Source organism: Sphaerospermopsis sp. LEGE 08334, assembly GCF_015207205.1.
Lineage (GTDB): Bacteria > Cyanobacteriota > Cyanobacteriia > Cyanobacteriales > Nostocaceae > Sphaerospermopsis.
Window position 1 is genome coordinate 64,525 of record NZ_JADEXH010000001.1, and the last position, 14,687, is coordinate 79,211.

At 38.4% G+C, this 14,687-nt stretch carries 11 protein-coding genes, 1 tRNA gene, 1 pseudogene and 1 CRISPR repeat array; of the genes and pseudogenes, 8 read left to right on the forward strand and 5 right to left on the reverse strand.

The features are described 5' to 3' along the window. Positions 1-132 precede the first annotated feature (132 nt). On the reverse strand, positions 133-1,440 hold the full coding sequence (locus IQ237_RS00325; protein ID WP_194051083.1) for a glutamate-5-semialdehyde dehydrogenase: 1,308 nt from the start codon (positions 1,438-1,440) through the stop codon (positions 133-135). A 338-nt stretch (positions 1,441-1,778) separates the two neighbouring features. Between IQ237_RS00325 and IQ237_RS26000 the strand changes: the two genes are divergently transcribed. From IQ237_RS26000 to IQ237_RS00335, 3 genes are all read left to right on the forward strand, one after another. Then, a complete protein-coding gene (locus IQ237_RS26000) occupies positions 1,779-2,177 on the forward strand; it encodes a tetratricopeptide repeat protein (protein ID WP_228019429.1) in 399 nt (132 codons plus the stop codon). Between the two features lie 33 nt (positions 2,178-2,210). Next, entirely contained in the window at positions 2,211-3,389 is a 1,179-nt protein-coding gene (locus tag IQ237_RS00330) for a zinc metalloprotease HtpX (protein ID WP_228019432.1), read from the forward strand. Positions 3,390-3,679: 290 nt separating this feature from the next. Next, positions 3,680-4,777: a CRISPR direct-repeat array (repeat unit 37 nt; unit sequence GTTTCAATCCCTAATAGGGAGTATTGGAAATTGCAAT). 336 nt (positions 4,778-5,113) lie between these two features. Next, positions 5,114-6,580, forward strand: a complete 1,467-nt coding sequence (locus tag IQ237_RS00335) for an aldehyde dehydrogenase family protein (protein ID WP_194051085.1) — start codon at positions 5,114-5,116, stop codon at positions 6,578-6,580. A gap of 312 nt (positions 6,581-6,892) precedes the next feature. On the opposite strand, the gene IQ237_RS00340 is transcribed toward IQ237_RS00335, so the two are convergent. The 4 genes and pseudogenes from IQ237_RS00340 to IQ237_RS00355 form a co-directional block, all read right to left on the reverse strand. Beyond that, positions 6,893-7,468, reverse strand: a complete 576-nt coding sequence (locus IQ237_RS00340; protein WP_194051087.1) for a response regulator — start codon at positions 7,466-7,468, stop codon at positions 6,893-6,895. Positions 7,469-7,475: 7 nt separating this feature from the next. Then, a pseudogene (locus IQ237_RS00345) lies at positions 7,476-8,885 on the reverse strand (chemotaxis protein CheB); the annotation flags it as partial. A 404-nt stretch (positions 8,886-9,289) separates the two neighbouring features. After that, positions 9,290-10,102 carry a nucleoside triphosphate pyrophosphohydrolase gene (gene mazG, locus IQ237_RS00350; RefSeq protein ID WP_194051091.1) on the reverse strand — a complete coding sequence of 271 codons (813 nt, stop codon included), beginning with the start codon at positions 10,100-10,102 and terminating at the stop codon, positions 9,290-9,292. A gap of 55 nt (positions 10,103-10,157) precedes the next feature. After that, positions 10,158-10,766, reverse strand: a complete 609-nt coding sequence (locus IQ237_RS00355) for a metal-binding protein (RefSeq protein ID WP_194051093.1) — start codon at positions 10,764-10,766, stop codon at positions 10,158-10,160. 247 nt (positions 10,767-11,013) lie between these two features. Here IQ237_RS00355 and IQ237_RS00360 point away from each other — a divergent pair. The 5 genes from IQ237_RS00360 to IQ237_RS00380 all read left to right on the forward strand — a co-directional run bounded on the left by IQ237_RS00360 (position 11,014) and on the right by IQ237_RS00380 (position 14,470). Beyond that, positions 11,014-11,086: transfer RNA gene (locus IQ237_RS00360), tRNA-Val, on the forward strand. Positions 11,087-11,370: 284 nt separating this feature from the next. Further along, positions 11,371-11,625 carry a SemiSWEET transporter gene (locus tag IQ237_RS00365; RefSeq protein WP_194051095.1) on the forward strand — a complete coding sequence of 85 codons (255 nt, stop codon included), beginning with the start codon at positions 11,371-11,373 and terminating at the stop codon, positions 11,623-11,625. A gap of 228 nt (positions 11,626-11,853) precedes the next feature. Continuing rightward, positions 11,854-13,485 (forward strand): radical SAM protein, encoded by a 1,632-nt coding sequence (locus tag IQ237_RS00370; RefSeq protein ID WP_194051097.1) that lies wholly within the window; start codon positions 11,854-11,856, stop codon positions 13,483-13,485. A gap of 130 nt (positions 13,486-13,615) precedes the next feature. After that, positions 13,616-13,804 (forward strand): CPXCG motif-containing cysteine-rich protein, encoded by a 189-nt coding sequence (locus IQ237_RS00375; RefSeq protein ID WP_194051099.1) that lies wholly within the window; start codon positions 13,616-13,618, stop codon positions 13,802-13,804. A gap of 216 nt (positions 13,805-14,020) precedes the next feature. Beyond that, positions 14,021-14,470, forward strand: coding sequence for an SRPBCC family protein (locus IQ237_RS00380; RefSeq protein ID WP_194051101.1), 450 nt, complete (start codon positions 14,021-14,023; stop codon positions 14,468-14,470). Positions 14,471-14,687: the final 217 nt, after the last annotated feature.

A 14,687-nucleotide genomic window follows, 5' to 3' on the forward strand; every position in this document is an offset into this window, starting at 1 on the left:
ACACCTGATAGCGAGGATAAATCACGGAACAACAAACAAAACTTTGATTTGTTATCAATCCATATAGTTGGAATTTGTTTGTTTACCAGATATTTATCATCGCTATTTTCTTTAATTTTATTTGCTTTAATTTTATTCCAAATCTCGATGAGTAAATGATTTTGCATTCGCACCAGTGTAGGTTTTCACAATATGGCCATCACCACACATTTGATATTTGTAAGTTACCAAACCTTCTAAACCCACAGGTCCACGAGGTGGCATTTGTTGGGTACTAATTCCCACTTCTGCACCAAAACCATAACGGAAACCATCAGCAAAACGAGTAGAACAATTATGATAAACTCCCGCTGCATTTACTAATGCTTGAAAAGTTGTTGCTGCTGTTAAATCTTCTGTAACAATGGCTTCTGTGTGCCGAGAACCATATTCACTAATATGATTTATTGCTGCTTCTAAAGAATCAACAATTTTAATGGCTAAAATTAAATCACTGTATTCTGTTTCCCAATCAATTTCTGTTGCTAATTCAATCTGAGGTAAAATTTTTAAAGTGCTTTCATCACCTCTTAATTCTACATTTTGTCCTTGCAAAGCTTCAGCAACTTTTGGTAAAAATTCCCCAGCAATACTACTGTGAACTAACAAAGTTTCAATAGCATTACAAGCCGCAGGATATTGAGTTTTAGAATCTACAGTAATATTAATTGCTTTCTCAAGATCAGCCGCTTGATCTATATAAAGATGACAAATTCCGTCGGCGTGACCTAAAACGGGAATGCGAGTATTTTCTTGAACAAACCTCACAAAAGAATTAGAACCTCTGGGAATAATTAAATCTACATATTTATCTAATTTTAAAAGTTCTAAAATTTCTGATCTCGTTGTTAATAATTGCACAGCATCGGGGTTAACAGCAGTACCAGATAAACCTTTTTTAATAGCTTTAACTATTGCTTCACAAGAACGTAAAGCTTCTTTTCCACCTTTGAGAATGACACCATTACCTGATTTAATTGCTAAAGAAACAATTTGAATAGCTGCTTCAGGACGGGCTTCAAAAATAATACCTAACACACCTAAAGGACAGGTAATACGTTTGAGAATTAAACCATTATCAATTTCTCGGTGAATTTGGACTTTACCAACAGGATCATCTAATTTTCCTACATCACGCACACCAGCGATCGCATCTCTTAATTTATGCTCATCTAACTGCAACCGTTTATAGAGAGGTTTAGCGATACCTTCCGCCATAGCGGCTTCACAGTCAGCCACATTAGCAGCCAATATTTCATCCTGAGCAGATTCTAAAGCCAGAGCGATCGCATTAATCGCTTGATTTTTTTCCGCAGTGGCAAGTACACCCAATTTACTAGCAGCTAAACGAGTTTTTTGGGCAATTTCAGTTAAACCAGAAACAACTTCTACAGTAGTCATCACAAAAATCAATTCACAATATAACAATCTTAATATTAGTTATTAGTCATTGGTCATTAGTCATTAGTTGCTTGTTACTCTTCCCCTACTTCCCCTACCTATTTACTGTCACCTGGCTTCTTCTTTAACTTTTGCGAAATTTTGATGACGAATCGTGGATCTATTGAGTATTCATAGATAACGATCATGTAAGCATTTAGCTTTCAGAAGTCAGTAGTCAACTTTTTAACACCTAAGGCAGAAATCATTATTTGATTATTTGCCTCCTGTCTCCTGACTCCTGACTCCTGACTCCTGAATTATTACAAAATATCACCCTCTTGATCCGGGATTACATCATGTCATTACAATCAGGCTTAGATGCCTTTCAACAGGGACGCTATCAAGAAGCAGTGTATCTGCTAGAGGAATTTTCCGAAACTTCTCTAGAACTGAGTTCTCCAGACTATCTCACAGCGCAAATGTGGCTGATGAAAGCTTATCAAAAAATAGGCGACATCGAACAAGCGAAAATCATCTGGCAAAAATTAATCAATAGTGATAACCCACAGGTGCGAGAATGGGCAGAACAAGATCGCCCATTTTTTACATCAGCTAACCAGCCTAGTTTTGCAAAAGCTGGAAGGGCAGCAGCTACGGGTGTAACCTTAGCAATGGGGGGAGTAGGTGGTAATTTAGCCCTAGCATCCTGTGTCACCATAGCCTTACTATTTGGCATGGTTTTTGTTTTAGGTTGAAGCCTAGTATTAATTTACAACAGTAGCGATCCCATGACCGGTTTAGCGATCGCTATTGCCATTACCTTAATATTCAACACAGCGGCATTTTTCCTGTCACCCTTGCTGATGGATCTTAGCCAAAGCTGGCTGTATCATACCCGTTGGGTGGACTTAGCAGAAATTGAAAGCCAAAGTCCAGAAACAGGAAAAATAATTCGCCAAGTTTGCCAACAAAAAAATATCACAATTCCCAGACTGGGCATCATTGACGACCAAAACCCCACCGCTTTCACCTATGGTTCTTTACCCAACAGTGCGCGGTTAGTCGTCAGTCAAGGACTTTTCACCTATTTAGATGATGATGAAATAGCCACCGTTTACGCCCACGAACTAGGACACATAGTTCACTGGGACTTTGCTGTAATGACCGTAGCTTCTACCTTAGTGCAGATTTGCTACTTAGTTTACAGCACAGCTAGAAGGTTCTCTCGTGGTGGTGGAGACAACAAAATCAAAGATGCTTTGCAAACAGCCAGTTTAGTAGCTTACATCTTTTATATTATTGGTACTTACCTACTGTTATATCTTTCTCGTACTAGAGAATACTTTGCAGACCATTTCGCCGCAGAAACCACTGGCAACCCTAACGGACTTTCTCGCGCCTTAGTGAAAATTGCCTATGGCATAGTTGAAGAAGGTTCACGTTCTCAAGAACCCAGCCGGTTAATAGAAGGAACTCGCGCTTTAGGCATTTATGACCACAAAGCCGCAGCTTCTACGGGTACAGCTTACCGCATTGCTTCCGATCCGCAAAAAATCGGTCGTGTCTTTTTATGGGATATGTTTAACCCTTGGGGTTGGTGGATGGAACTCAACTCTACCCATCCCCTCACAGGTAAACGAGTCCGCGCCCTCAGCACCTACGCTGAACAACTAGGTTTACCCACAGAGTTTGACATTGGGGCAGTTATCGGTGAAGGTAAAACCCTTAATAAAAGCAAGCTTTATGGCAATTTCTTTGTAGATATCGTCCTGTACGGTGCAGAAACCATCGGTTTCGTCCTGGGTATAATTATCGGCTTGTTCATGTTGTCAACTTCTAACAACCCAGGCTTACTATTTGGTATGGCATTAATGGGTTTAGGAGTGGGAATTTTAGTCAAAGCTTTTGTGATGTTCCCTGACTATTCCCATGCTGCACCCACTGATATTCTGCTATATAAAACCTAGACAAAGCTAGACTTTACTTTCTACTTCAACGGGAGCATGGGAGCGGTTATCCCTCAGTAGACTTGCACGCTGTAGCCCAACGCGACTTTCTCAGGTTAAGATTTGGAAACAGACTATCACTATCAATGCTTGGTTTTCGCGTCGGTAATACTCTGATTCAATACTTGATATCTGAGGATTATATATCAAGTTGGCATTTTTCTGAGCTAACTTATGTCCATTTTTGTCAACATAAGTATATTTTCGTCTATAAAATGGTCAACTTAGGACAAGCTCATTTTTGTCTGGATGTTTCAATCCCTAATAGGGAGTATTGGAAATTGCAATTTCCATAAATACCTAAACCCCTTCCTTTTTCGGTGAGGATTGTTTCAATCCCTAATAGGGAGTATTGGAAATTGCAATAACCTCTCTGCATTCTGTTCAGCATTCCCTTCCGACGATTTATTAGTTTCAATCCCTAATAGGGAGTATTGGAAATTGCAATCACAGATGCCAATGACTTCAATTCATTTAAAACTCCTGTTTCAATCCCTAATAGGGAGTATTGGAAATTGCAATCTCGCAGTTCAACTACGGCAAGAATATACAATCCTATTACTGTTTCAATCCCTAATAGGGAGTATTGGAAATTGCAATTCTGCATTCCTCGTAGTGGGGGAGAGGTTTATTTCCCTTCGTTTCAATCCCTAATAGGGAGTATTGGAAATTGCAATCTGCATTAGGTGGATTAGGGTTATTGGCACTTAGAAAAAGTTTCAATCCCTAATAGGGAGTATTGGAAATTGCAATTTTCTGGTCTAACAGAATTTTTCCTGCCGTCTTGTTTCAATCCCTAATAGGGAGTATTGGAAATTGCAATTTCAAACTAATATTAACACTCAAATTCAAACTTGGATTTCTCAGTTTCAATCCCTAATAGGGAGTATTGGAAATTGCAATAATTTTCCTTACAAATCTCAGGCTACTTCTCTTTTGTTTCAATCCCTAATAGGGAGTATTGGAAATTGCAATAATATTGGGTAATGAGGCAGCGGATTCTATGTCAATAAATTCAGTTTCAATCCCTAATAGGGAGTATTGGAAATTGCAATGTGGGCATCAAAATATTTCTAATATTGCTAATTCGTTTCAATCCCTAATAGGGAGTATTGGAAATTGCAATTTTAAAGATTTTCAAATAGAGTTACAGCAAGAAATTGTTTCAATCCCTAATAGGGAGTATTGGAAATTGCAATCAGAAAAATTAAAAATCGATTCCCAATTCTGACTATTGAAGTCGTTTCAATCCCTAATAGGGAGTATTGGAAATTGCAATTGTAGCGTCGGGAGAGTACCTTTTATTGATGAGGTTTCAATCCCTAATAGGGAGTATTGGAAATTGCAATAGCGGCATCCTGAAAGCCTGTCTATATTTAGTTTTCAAGGTTCGATTGCGCGAGTGACTCCATCATAGTCCATTTCAGGAATCGTGTCAAGAGCAAAAAACGCCCAAACCCAGTCTGTGTAACGTGCGCGGGTGGTTGGAAAAGCAGAACAACCCCAAAGTCAAGCCTATCAAGAGATACAGCCATTTTTTTACAACACCAATTTTTTACACCCACCCATCCGCGCAAAACACCCGCAAATGTAAACATATATAAAAGATTTAGCCGTAATTGTATAACTCCCAGAACCAATTTAATAGCATTTAACAAAAAGCCTTAAAATTTCAGGAGCGTCTGATGGTTACAGCAACAAGACCACAACCACAGGTGAAAATAGGTCCTACCCAACTGCTAATAAATAATGAATGGGTGGAAAGTGTCAGCAAGAAAAAATTTGCTACCATTAACCCCGCTACGGGTGAAGTAATTTGTGAAGTTGCAGAAGCAGATGCAGCGGATGTAGATAAAGCAGTCCAAGCAGCGAGAAAGGCTTTTAATGGCGAATGGCGGAAAATTTCTGCGACAGAACGGGGTAATTTACTTTACAGGTTAGCAGATTTAATTGAGGAAAATATTGATGAACTGGCACGTTTAGAAACTCTCGATAATGGTAAACCTATCAATGATTCTGTAGGGGATATAGAATCAGTTATTGCCTGTTATCGTTATTATGCAGGTTGGGCTGATAAGGTCCAGGGTAAAACTATTCCTATTAATGGTCCTTATTTCTGCTACACTCGCCATGAACCAGTGGGAGTTGTTGGTCAAATTATACCTTGGAATTTCCCGTTATTGATGCAAGCTTGGAAATTAGCACCAGCTTTAGCAACGGGTAATACTGTGGTGATGAAAACTGCGGAACAAACGCCTTTATCTGCATTGCGGGTGGGTGAGTTAATTGTGGAAGCGGGTTTTCCTGCTGGTGTGGTAAATATTTTATCAGGTTATGGACCCACTGCGGGGGCGGCGATCGCATATCATCATGATATTGATAAAGTTGCCTTTACCGGTTCAACTGAAGTCGGCCATTTAATTATGGAAGCGGCTGCAAAAAGCAACCTCAAACGGGTAACTTTAGAATTAGGTGGTAAAAGTCCTAACATTGTTTTTGCCGATGCTAACATAGATGCCGCTATTCAAGCCGCCCATGAAGCGATATTTTTTAATCAAGGACAATGCTGTTCTGCTGGTTCTCGGTTATTTGTGGAAGCAAAAATTTATGATCAGTTTGTGAATAGAAGTGTAGAAGCAGCTAGACAGCGTACAGTCGGCGATCCTTTTGACCCCAACACCCAACAAGGACCCCAAGTAGACCAGGAACAATTTAACCGAGTCATGAGTTACATTGAATCAGGTAAACGGGAAGGGGCGCAGATGCTTTATGGTGGTAATAGAGTGGGAGACAGAGGTTATTTTATTACCCCGACAGTATTTGCAGATGTCCGCGATGAAATGAAAATTGCCCAAGAAGAGATTTTTGGACCCGTGATGAGTATCATCAAATTCCAAGATGTGGAAGAAGTGATCCAACGGGCAAATAATACCATGTATGGTTTAGCGGCGGCGGTGTGGACACAGGATATCACCAAAGCTCATGCGATCGCTAACAATGTCCGTGCAGGTACGGTATGGGTAAACTGTTATGATGTCTTTGATGCAGCCGCACCCTTTGGTGGTTTTAAACAGTCGGGTATGGGTAGAGAACTGGGAGAATACGGTTTACAGCAATACACAGAAATTAAAACTGTGACAATTAAATTGTAAATTTAACAGGAGTCAGGAGTCAGGAGTCAGGAGTCAGGAGGAAGAATTAATTTTTCTCCCTGCTACCTTTCTTCTTCTCTGTCACCTATTACCGAAGAAAATAGTCGGTTAAAACCGACTTTAGCTTTTAGACAGGGAATTTATTCCCTGGCTTTATGTTTCTCCGCCCCCATCACCTGTCACCTGTCAACTATCAACTGTCAACTGTCACCTGTCACCTATCAACTGTCACCTGTCACCTGTCAACTGTCAACTGTCAACTGTCAACTGTCAACTGTCAACTGTCAACTGTCAACTGTCAACTGTCAACTGTCAACTATTTACCGACCTTTTCGCCAAAACAGCAACCACATTTACCAATTGATCCGGTTCAACGGGTTTATTAATATGCAATTGAAAACCTGCGGCTAAAGACTCTGCCTGTTCTGCTTCTCCCGTATAACCAGTCAGTGCAGCAGCAGGAATTTTCCCTCCCTGTTCGGCACTCAACGCCCTAATTTGACGCATCAGTGCATAACCATCTTCTTCCGGTAAACCAATATCAGATAGGATGACATCATACCCACCAGAATTAGTTTTGAGTATTGATAATGCCTCTTGTGCAGATGTAGCCTCTGTTACTTGAACGTCGTAATCTTCCAGCACGATTTTAAATAATTGACGCAAGTCTGGTTCATCATCAACTATCAGCACCCGCACACCCGCTAAAGATGGGTAAGAAACAGAGACAGCAGGTGCAGCGGGGGGGGTTGGTTCTTGAGTAACTGCTATATCACTCTCTTCCTGGTTAGTGTGCAGAGGTAGCCTGACGGTAAAAGTAGCACCTTGATCCTTACCTGGACTCGCTGCTTCTACAGTACCACCGTGGAGTTCTACCAAATGGCGCACTATTGCTCATCAAAAAACCTGTGGGTTTAAGACCATAATGAAAAATTGGCACGACTTTTTTCTGGACAGCAGCACCCAAATAAATCAGCACATTCCGACAAGTGATTAAATCCAGTCGAGAAAATGGCGGATCATTAATCAAGTTTTGTCTGGCAAAAACACACAGTTCTCTCACTGCTTTATTAATTTGATAGCCACCCTCTACCTGCACAAAAAAACGTTGTAATCTTTCTGGGGAAATATTCCCTACCTGGTTAGGTTTATAAATGCCCGCTCTGGCTTTTTCTATGGCTACTTCATTAATATCTGTCGCAAAAATTTGAATAGGGATATTAATTCCCTTGTTTGTTAAAAATTCTAGTAAGCAAATCGCAATAGAATAGGCTTCTTCACCTGTTGAACATCCAGCAACCCAAATCCGAATAGGATCATCTGGTTTGCGCTTATTAATAATAATTGGAAATATTGTAGTTTTTAAAGCTTCAAAGGCTTCTGCATCCCGAAAAAAACAGGTGACAGTAATTAAAACATCGTAATATAAGGCGGTAATTTCTGCCGATTTATCCTGAAGATAATGAACGTAATCTTCTAAATTATCCAATCTATATAACATCATCCTTCGCTGAATCCGGCGCTTCAGGGTATTCTGCTTGTAATGGGTAAAGTCAACACCTGTCGCCGTCTTTAAAATCTGGAAAATCTTTAACAGTCCATCTTTTTCTTCTGGGATAATTTCAGTCTGTGTCACTGCTGTTGAATGCTTGATGTAGGGATGAGTGCTAAGGTTGGCCAGTTTCTGGGCAATTTGTTGGGGTGTAAGGATAAAGTCTACATAACCTGAAGCTACCGCCGTATTCGGCATACTACTAACTTTGGCTGATTCCTCACACTGAGCAAAAGTAATACCACCTTCTGCCTTAATTCTTTCTAACCCCCTTGTTCCATCTCCATCACCCCCTGACAAGATAACGCCAATGGCTTTGTTTTTTAAGTCTTCTGCTAAGGAAAAAAAGAAACTATCAACTGTCATTGGTTGTTGATAGGTTTTTTCACGGGGTTGAAGTTTTAACACCCCTTTATTAATGGTCATTGTTACACCAGGGGGAATGACATAAATATGATTCGGTTCTACAGTCATTCCTTCCTGTGCCTCAGTTACAGGTATTTGGGTTGTGCGAGACAGTATTTCTGTCAACATACTTTTTTGTTGGGGGTTCAAATGCTGAACTAGCACAAATCCCATACCCGTATCTGTGGGCAAAGAGTTCAATAATTGTGTAAATGCTTCTAATCCCCCCGCAGAAGCTCCAATCCCGACAATAGGGAATAAATTGTTCTGTTTATCTTCCTCTTTTGGGGATTCTGTAGAGTTAGATTCTTTAGCTTGAGATTTTTTAGTAGACCGATGAAAAGTCATGTTATGCTATTGATTAAAATCGGGGTTATAATGTTTGTTTTGGGCTTTTTTTAAGGGAAAATTTAGTAAGATTTTTGATTAATTTCTATTTTATCTGAAAATAATATCAATATCACATATATTTCTATTATATGCTTTTAGTGAGAAATTCTATACTTTATCGACGTTGACGAGATAATCAGCAATAGGGAATAACCCATAGGGAATAATAAATATACAAAAATAATTCCTAGCAAAATAATAGGAAATGATGAGTAGGGGTAGCGCCCCCGTGCCTACCCCCGATGTTTGGTGCAACCACGGGGGGTTTGCCCCTACGTAATTGATTTTTTTAGGTTTTTTCAAAATGTTTAATTAATTGTGTTTAGGGGCAACCATGGGGGGTTTGCCCCTACTTTTATTCCCTACTCTTTCGCAAGTTTAGCTTTTGCTTGTTGCCAGAGTGCATCCAATTCTTCTAAACTATAATTTGTTAGGGGACGATCTATGACATCTTCCATTTTTTGCAATCTTTGAATAAATCGTAAACTTGTACCTTGTAAACCTGCACTGGGATCAAGTTTATGCCATCTCGCTAATTGAATTATGGCAAATAATAAATCACCTAATTCTGATTCCTGTCTTTCCTGTGTTTCTTCAGCTAACGCTTGTTGAAATTCTCCTAATTCTTCGTGAAATTTATCCCAAACTTCCTCTATATTATTCCATTCAAAACCCACAGCAGCAGCTTTTTTAGATATCTTCATTGCTGCATTTAATGGGGGAAGACTGCGACGATAACGATCTAATTTATCACTCAATTTTTGCTTTTCTAAAGTTTCTCCTTTTTCCGCAGCTTTAATAGTTTCCCAATTTTGACGCACTTCATCTACATTTTCTACTGTGACATCACCAAATACATGAGGATGACGACGAATTAATTTTTGAGAAATACTTTCGGCAATTTCTTTTAATGTAAAATCACCCTTTTCACTGGCTATTTGTGCTTGTAAAACTACCTGTAATAATAAATCTCCTAATTCTTCAGCGATCGCTTTTTTATCTCCTGTTTGAATTGCGTCTACCACTTCATAAGCTTCCTCAATTATATACGGTGTCAGACTTTCCGGTGTTTGTGCTAAGTCCCAAGGACATCCACCATCAGGCGATCGCAATTTTGCCACCACATCAATTAATTCTTGTAACGCTGCCAATGTTGGATTGTGATTTTCTGCCATAATAAATTAAACTCTGCCCTTTTTGTGTACTCTGCGGTTTTAAATCTATTAAATATTACTTAGTGCGGCTTTTATTAGTTCTAGGTTGAGAACTACGCTTACCACGACTATTAACTTTACGCTTTTTTATTTTGCCATTGGGTAGCAATCCTTGTACACCTTGCTTTTGAAACCTTTTATAAGCTGAACCAGTCCAGTCACTCAGAGAATGACTCATTGCACCGAGTTCACACCCCAAAAACAAAGCGAACAATTCCCCATAATATATTGATATAGTCTTTCCCACACTTCCCCAAACTTCCCCCCAGTTCAAAGCCACATTACCCAATTTAGCGAAAATCACCAAAAGCAAAATCGCTACAACTCCTAAAAATGTGGTTAGATACACCACCCGCAACGTAGTACCAATAATTGGACCGTGGGATAAAAAAGACCGATGACGCAGACTTTTTTGATAAGGTAGCCATATCCAACGCAAAAAACCCCACCTTTGAAACTGACGAGAATAAATATCCAAGTCAGGACCAAACATCAAACCACCAAACATAAACCCCCCAGCAACCAACAACGTCACATTACTGCTACGGGTGGAAATTAAAGTTATACCTGCTACCACAGGTACAGACCAAATAGTAATGCGATCGTGTGTTTGTCCAGAGGGCATATTTTAGAAGTCAAAAGTCAAAAGTAAAAGTCAAAAGTCAAACTTCAGTATACCCAGATCCCCGACTTCTGATCTTCATTGATAGTCTCTGGAGAAGATCGGTAGGGGTAATTCATGAGTTACCCCCACGCAAGAATCAGGTTTTGAGTCGAATCTTGCGTAATTCCTATTCCCCAAAAAAAAATTTTTCCCAACCCCTTGCAAAATTTAAAAAGCCTGTGCTATATTAATTAAGTCAGGAAAACACGGGCGGTTAGCTCAGTTGGTAGAGCGCCTGCCTTACAAGCAGGATGTCATCAGTTCGAGTCTGGTACTGCCCATTTTTCTATAAATACTACTCTATAAGGTTTTTTGACCTTATAGAGTTTTATTTTTACTATTGATTACTCAATATACTCTAATTGGCTATGCCAATATTCACAATCATCATTTGCTTTGAATAGATAATACAAATTTTAAAACATCCTCTCAGATTGTCCACCCATAATCAAGAGTGAGAAAAAATAAATTATCCTATCTTGTCCTATCTTGTGGGATGGGCATCCTGCCCGTCCGTAAACTGCTATATTATATGATAATATCTTAATTTTCACCATTCAAGAAAATGGATTTTATTAACACATTGGGATTAGCCGCAGGAACATTAACAACTATCGCATTTTTACCGCAAATGTTCCAAACCTGGAAAACAAAATCAGCTAAGGATGTCTCTTTTGTGATGCTGATTACTTTTATGACTGGGTTGTTTTTGTGGTTGATTTATGGGATGATTTTGGGTGCTGTACCAATTATTATGGCTAATGGCATAACTTTATTTTTCAATTTTATTATTCTCTGGTTGAAAATTAAATATAAGTAAGTATTCAGTAATCAGTAATCAGCTTTCAGATGTGAGCAGATACGGCTGAATGTTGATAATGTATTTTCAGGAAGATATTAATTTAACGCAGATGAACGCAGATAAACGCAGATGTAAATTGATAATTTACAGATTTTCCAAATGTTAATTTTTCTGATTTTATCTGAATCTACTATTTTCTGCTAACTTGGTTTATAATTGTGTGTAGATAACTTTTTATAAAGACCTGTGACATCATCTGCATTTGATTCGGAAAAGCTTTTATTTACCCCAGCAAACCCTAAAAATGACGCTATTCCTTTAATTTTTGCTTTCCCCAATGAGTACACTGTGGGTATAACCAGTCTTGGTTATCAGGTGGTTTGGGCAACTTTAGCAATGCGTGATGATTTACAAGTAAGTCGTTTATTTACTGATATTCAAGAACAACTTCCTAGACATCCAGAAATCTTAGGTTTTTCTATGTCTTGGGAATTAGATTATGTGAATATTTTTAATCTTTTGGAATCTTTAAATATTCCTCTGCGTGCAAGTCATAGAACCGAAAATCATCCTCTCGTTTTTGGTGGTGGTCCGGTTTTGACTGCTAACCCTGAACCTTTTGCCGATTTTTTTGATGTGGTTTTGTTGGGTGATGGGGAAATTTTATTAAGTAGTTTTATTGATGCTTATCAAGAAGTTATAAACGCCCAGCGGGAAGTTAAATTAAAACGTTTAGCGCAAGTACCGGGAATTTATATTCCGAGTTTATATGATGTTGAATATTTTAGCAATGATGGAGAAATAAAATCTATTCATCCTCGTGATAGTGATATTCCCGCAGTTATTCAAAAGCAAACTTATCGAGGAAATACTCTTTCTGCTTCTACTATCGTGACAGAAAAAGCAGCTTGGGAAAATATTTTTATGGTGGAAGTGGTGCGGAGTTGTCCTGAAATGTGCCGCTTTTGTTTAGCAAGTTATTTAACTTTACCTTTTAGAACTGCGAGTTTAGAAAAATCTTTAATTCCTGCTATTGAACAGGGTTTAAAAGTTACTAACCGTCTGGGTTTATTGGGTGCTTCGGTGACACAACATCCTGAATTTTCTGAGTTATTAGATTATATAAGTCAACCAAAATATGATGATGTGCGGTTGAGTGTTGCTTCGGTGAGAACAAATACGGTTACAGAAAAGTTAGCTGCAACTTTAGCAAAACGTGATACTCGTTCTTTGACTATTGCTGTAGAAAGTGGTTCGGAAAATTTACGTCAAATTATTAATAAAAAATTAGATAATGAGGAAATTATCCAAGCTGCTGTAAATGCAAAAGCCGGGGGTTTATCTAGTTTAAAATTATATGGGATGGTGGGTATTCCTGGAGAAGAATCGGCAGATTTAGATGCAACGGTAGCAATGATGAAAAATGTTAAAAAAGCTGCTTCTGGTTTGCGGTTAACTCTAGGATGTAGCACCTTTGTACCTAAGTCACACACTCCTTTTCAATGGTTTGGGGTAAATAAGGAAGCTGAGAAACGGTTAAAGTTTTTACAAAAACAGCTAAAACCCCAAGGTATAGATTTTCGTCCAGAAAGTTATAATTGGTCTATTATACAAACTTTGTTATCGAGAGGCGATCGCAGATTATCTTATCTGTTAGAATTAACTCGTGATTTTGGTGATTCTTTGGGAAGTTATAAACGTGCTTTTAAAGAGTTAAAAGGGAAAATTCCCGATTTAGATTTTTACGTTTATAGTCATTGGTCTACTGAGCAAATTTTACCTTGGAATCACTTGCAAGGACCTTTACCCCAGTCTACACTAATAAAACATTTACATGAAGCAACGAGTCATTTTCGTTCCGCTTCCCCAGTTAAATAAAGATTATAGCAGGAGTCAGGAGTCAGGAGTCAGGAGTAAAACCTTTTTTTAGTAAAAGTTTCATGATAGTTGATGTCCTAACTACTCTGTCTACGTCCATAAATATTACCCAAATTACCCAACAAATAGAATGCAAAATACATCAGAATTTTATTGTGCTTATTGTGGAGAAGAAAACACAACTTTTATTGATATTAGTGCAGGAATGATGCAAACTTATGTAGAAGATTGTCAAGTTTGTTGTCGTCCGAATATTTTGTCTATCAGAATTGATGAAGATACGCTAGATATTGAAATAGACACCGAATATGAAGGATAATTAAAAGGTAAGCATTCAGCCATCAGCCATCAGCAAAAAAGAAGAAAAACATCAATACTCACCTGTAACTTTCTCTCATTAACACTTGTGGGATTTGACAACATTCTGCTCATTTTATGACAAACCTATCTAACTCTAGGTAAAAGCTGATTACTGATTACTGATTACTGATAGCTGAATACTTACATTAAAGGTTAAGGTTAAGGTTTTCGTTTCATGCTGTACTTTACTCATTGTTCTATTATTCACGCACCTGTCGAAGTAGTTTGGAAATTCCATGAAAGACAAGATATTTTACAACTACTTACCCCACCTTGGCAACCTGTACAAGTATTGCGTCGAGAAGGGGGACTTAATGAGGGTGCAATAACTGAGTTTAAATTATTTATTGGACTTTTACCTTTAACTTGGTTAGCGCGTCATACAGATTTTGAACAATATCGGTTGTTTACTGATGTACAAATATCAGGACCTTTTGAGTCTTGGGTGCATCGTCATGAGTTTACAGAAGAAGATGGAAAGACTAGATTAACTGATAATATTTCTTATTCTATGCCTGGTGGTGATGGAGTGGAATTTGTCAGTGGTTGGTTAATTCAATTGCAGTTAGAAGCGATGTTTCGTTATCGGCATTTTATTACGAAACGGGAATGTGAGTCACAATAGCTGCTGATCAATTATCCAGATTTAGGGATAGTTGTGTTAATTTTTATAGCAATTTGTAAAACTTTGTATCAACTTTTGACTCTGGAGAAGTAACTGAACTGTAAAAAACGTAATATCCAAATCCCCAGCTTTTTGAATAAGTCGGGGATATATCCACTTCCTATTTTACAGCTATTAAAAATCAAATCTGGTTGCTATATAATGAATGCACATTAAA

Coding starts and splice junctions, on each gene's coding strand:
- IQ237_RS00365 (WP_194051095.1), top strand. CDS start 11,371: ATGGATTTTATTAACACATTGGGATTAGCCGCAGGAACATTAACAACT.
- IQ237_RS00330 (WP_228019432.1), top strand. CDS start 2,211: ATGACCGGTTTAGCGATCGCTATTGCCATTACCTTAATATTCAACACA.
- IQ237_RS00375 (WP_194051099.1), top strand. CDS start 13,616: ATGCAAAATACATCAGAATTTTATTGTGCTTATTGTGGAGAAGAAAAC.
- IQ237_RS26000 (WP_228019429.1), top strand. CDS start 1,779: ATGTCATTACAATCAGGCTTAGATGCCTTTCAACAGGGACGCTATCAA.
- IQ237_RS00325 (WP_194051083.1), bottom strand. CDS start 1,440: ATGACTACTGTAGAAGTTGTTTCTGGTTTAACTGAAATTGCCCAAAAA.
- IQ237_RS00355 (WP_194051093.1), bottom strand. CDS start 10,766: ATGCCCTCTGGACAAACACACGATCGCATTACTATTTGGTCTGTACCT.
- mazG (WP_194051091.1), bottom strand. CDS start 10,102: ATGGCAGAAAATCACAATCCAACATTGGCAGCGTTACAAGAATTAATT.
- IQ237_RS00380 (WP_194051101.1), top strand. CDS start 14,021: ATGCTGTACTTTACTCATTGTTCTATTATTCACGCACCTGTCGAAGTA.
- IQ237_RS00335 (WP_194051085.1), top strand. CDS start 5,114: ATGGTTACAGCAACAAGACCACAACCACAGGTGAAAATAGGTCCTACC.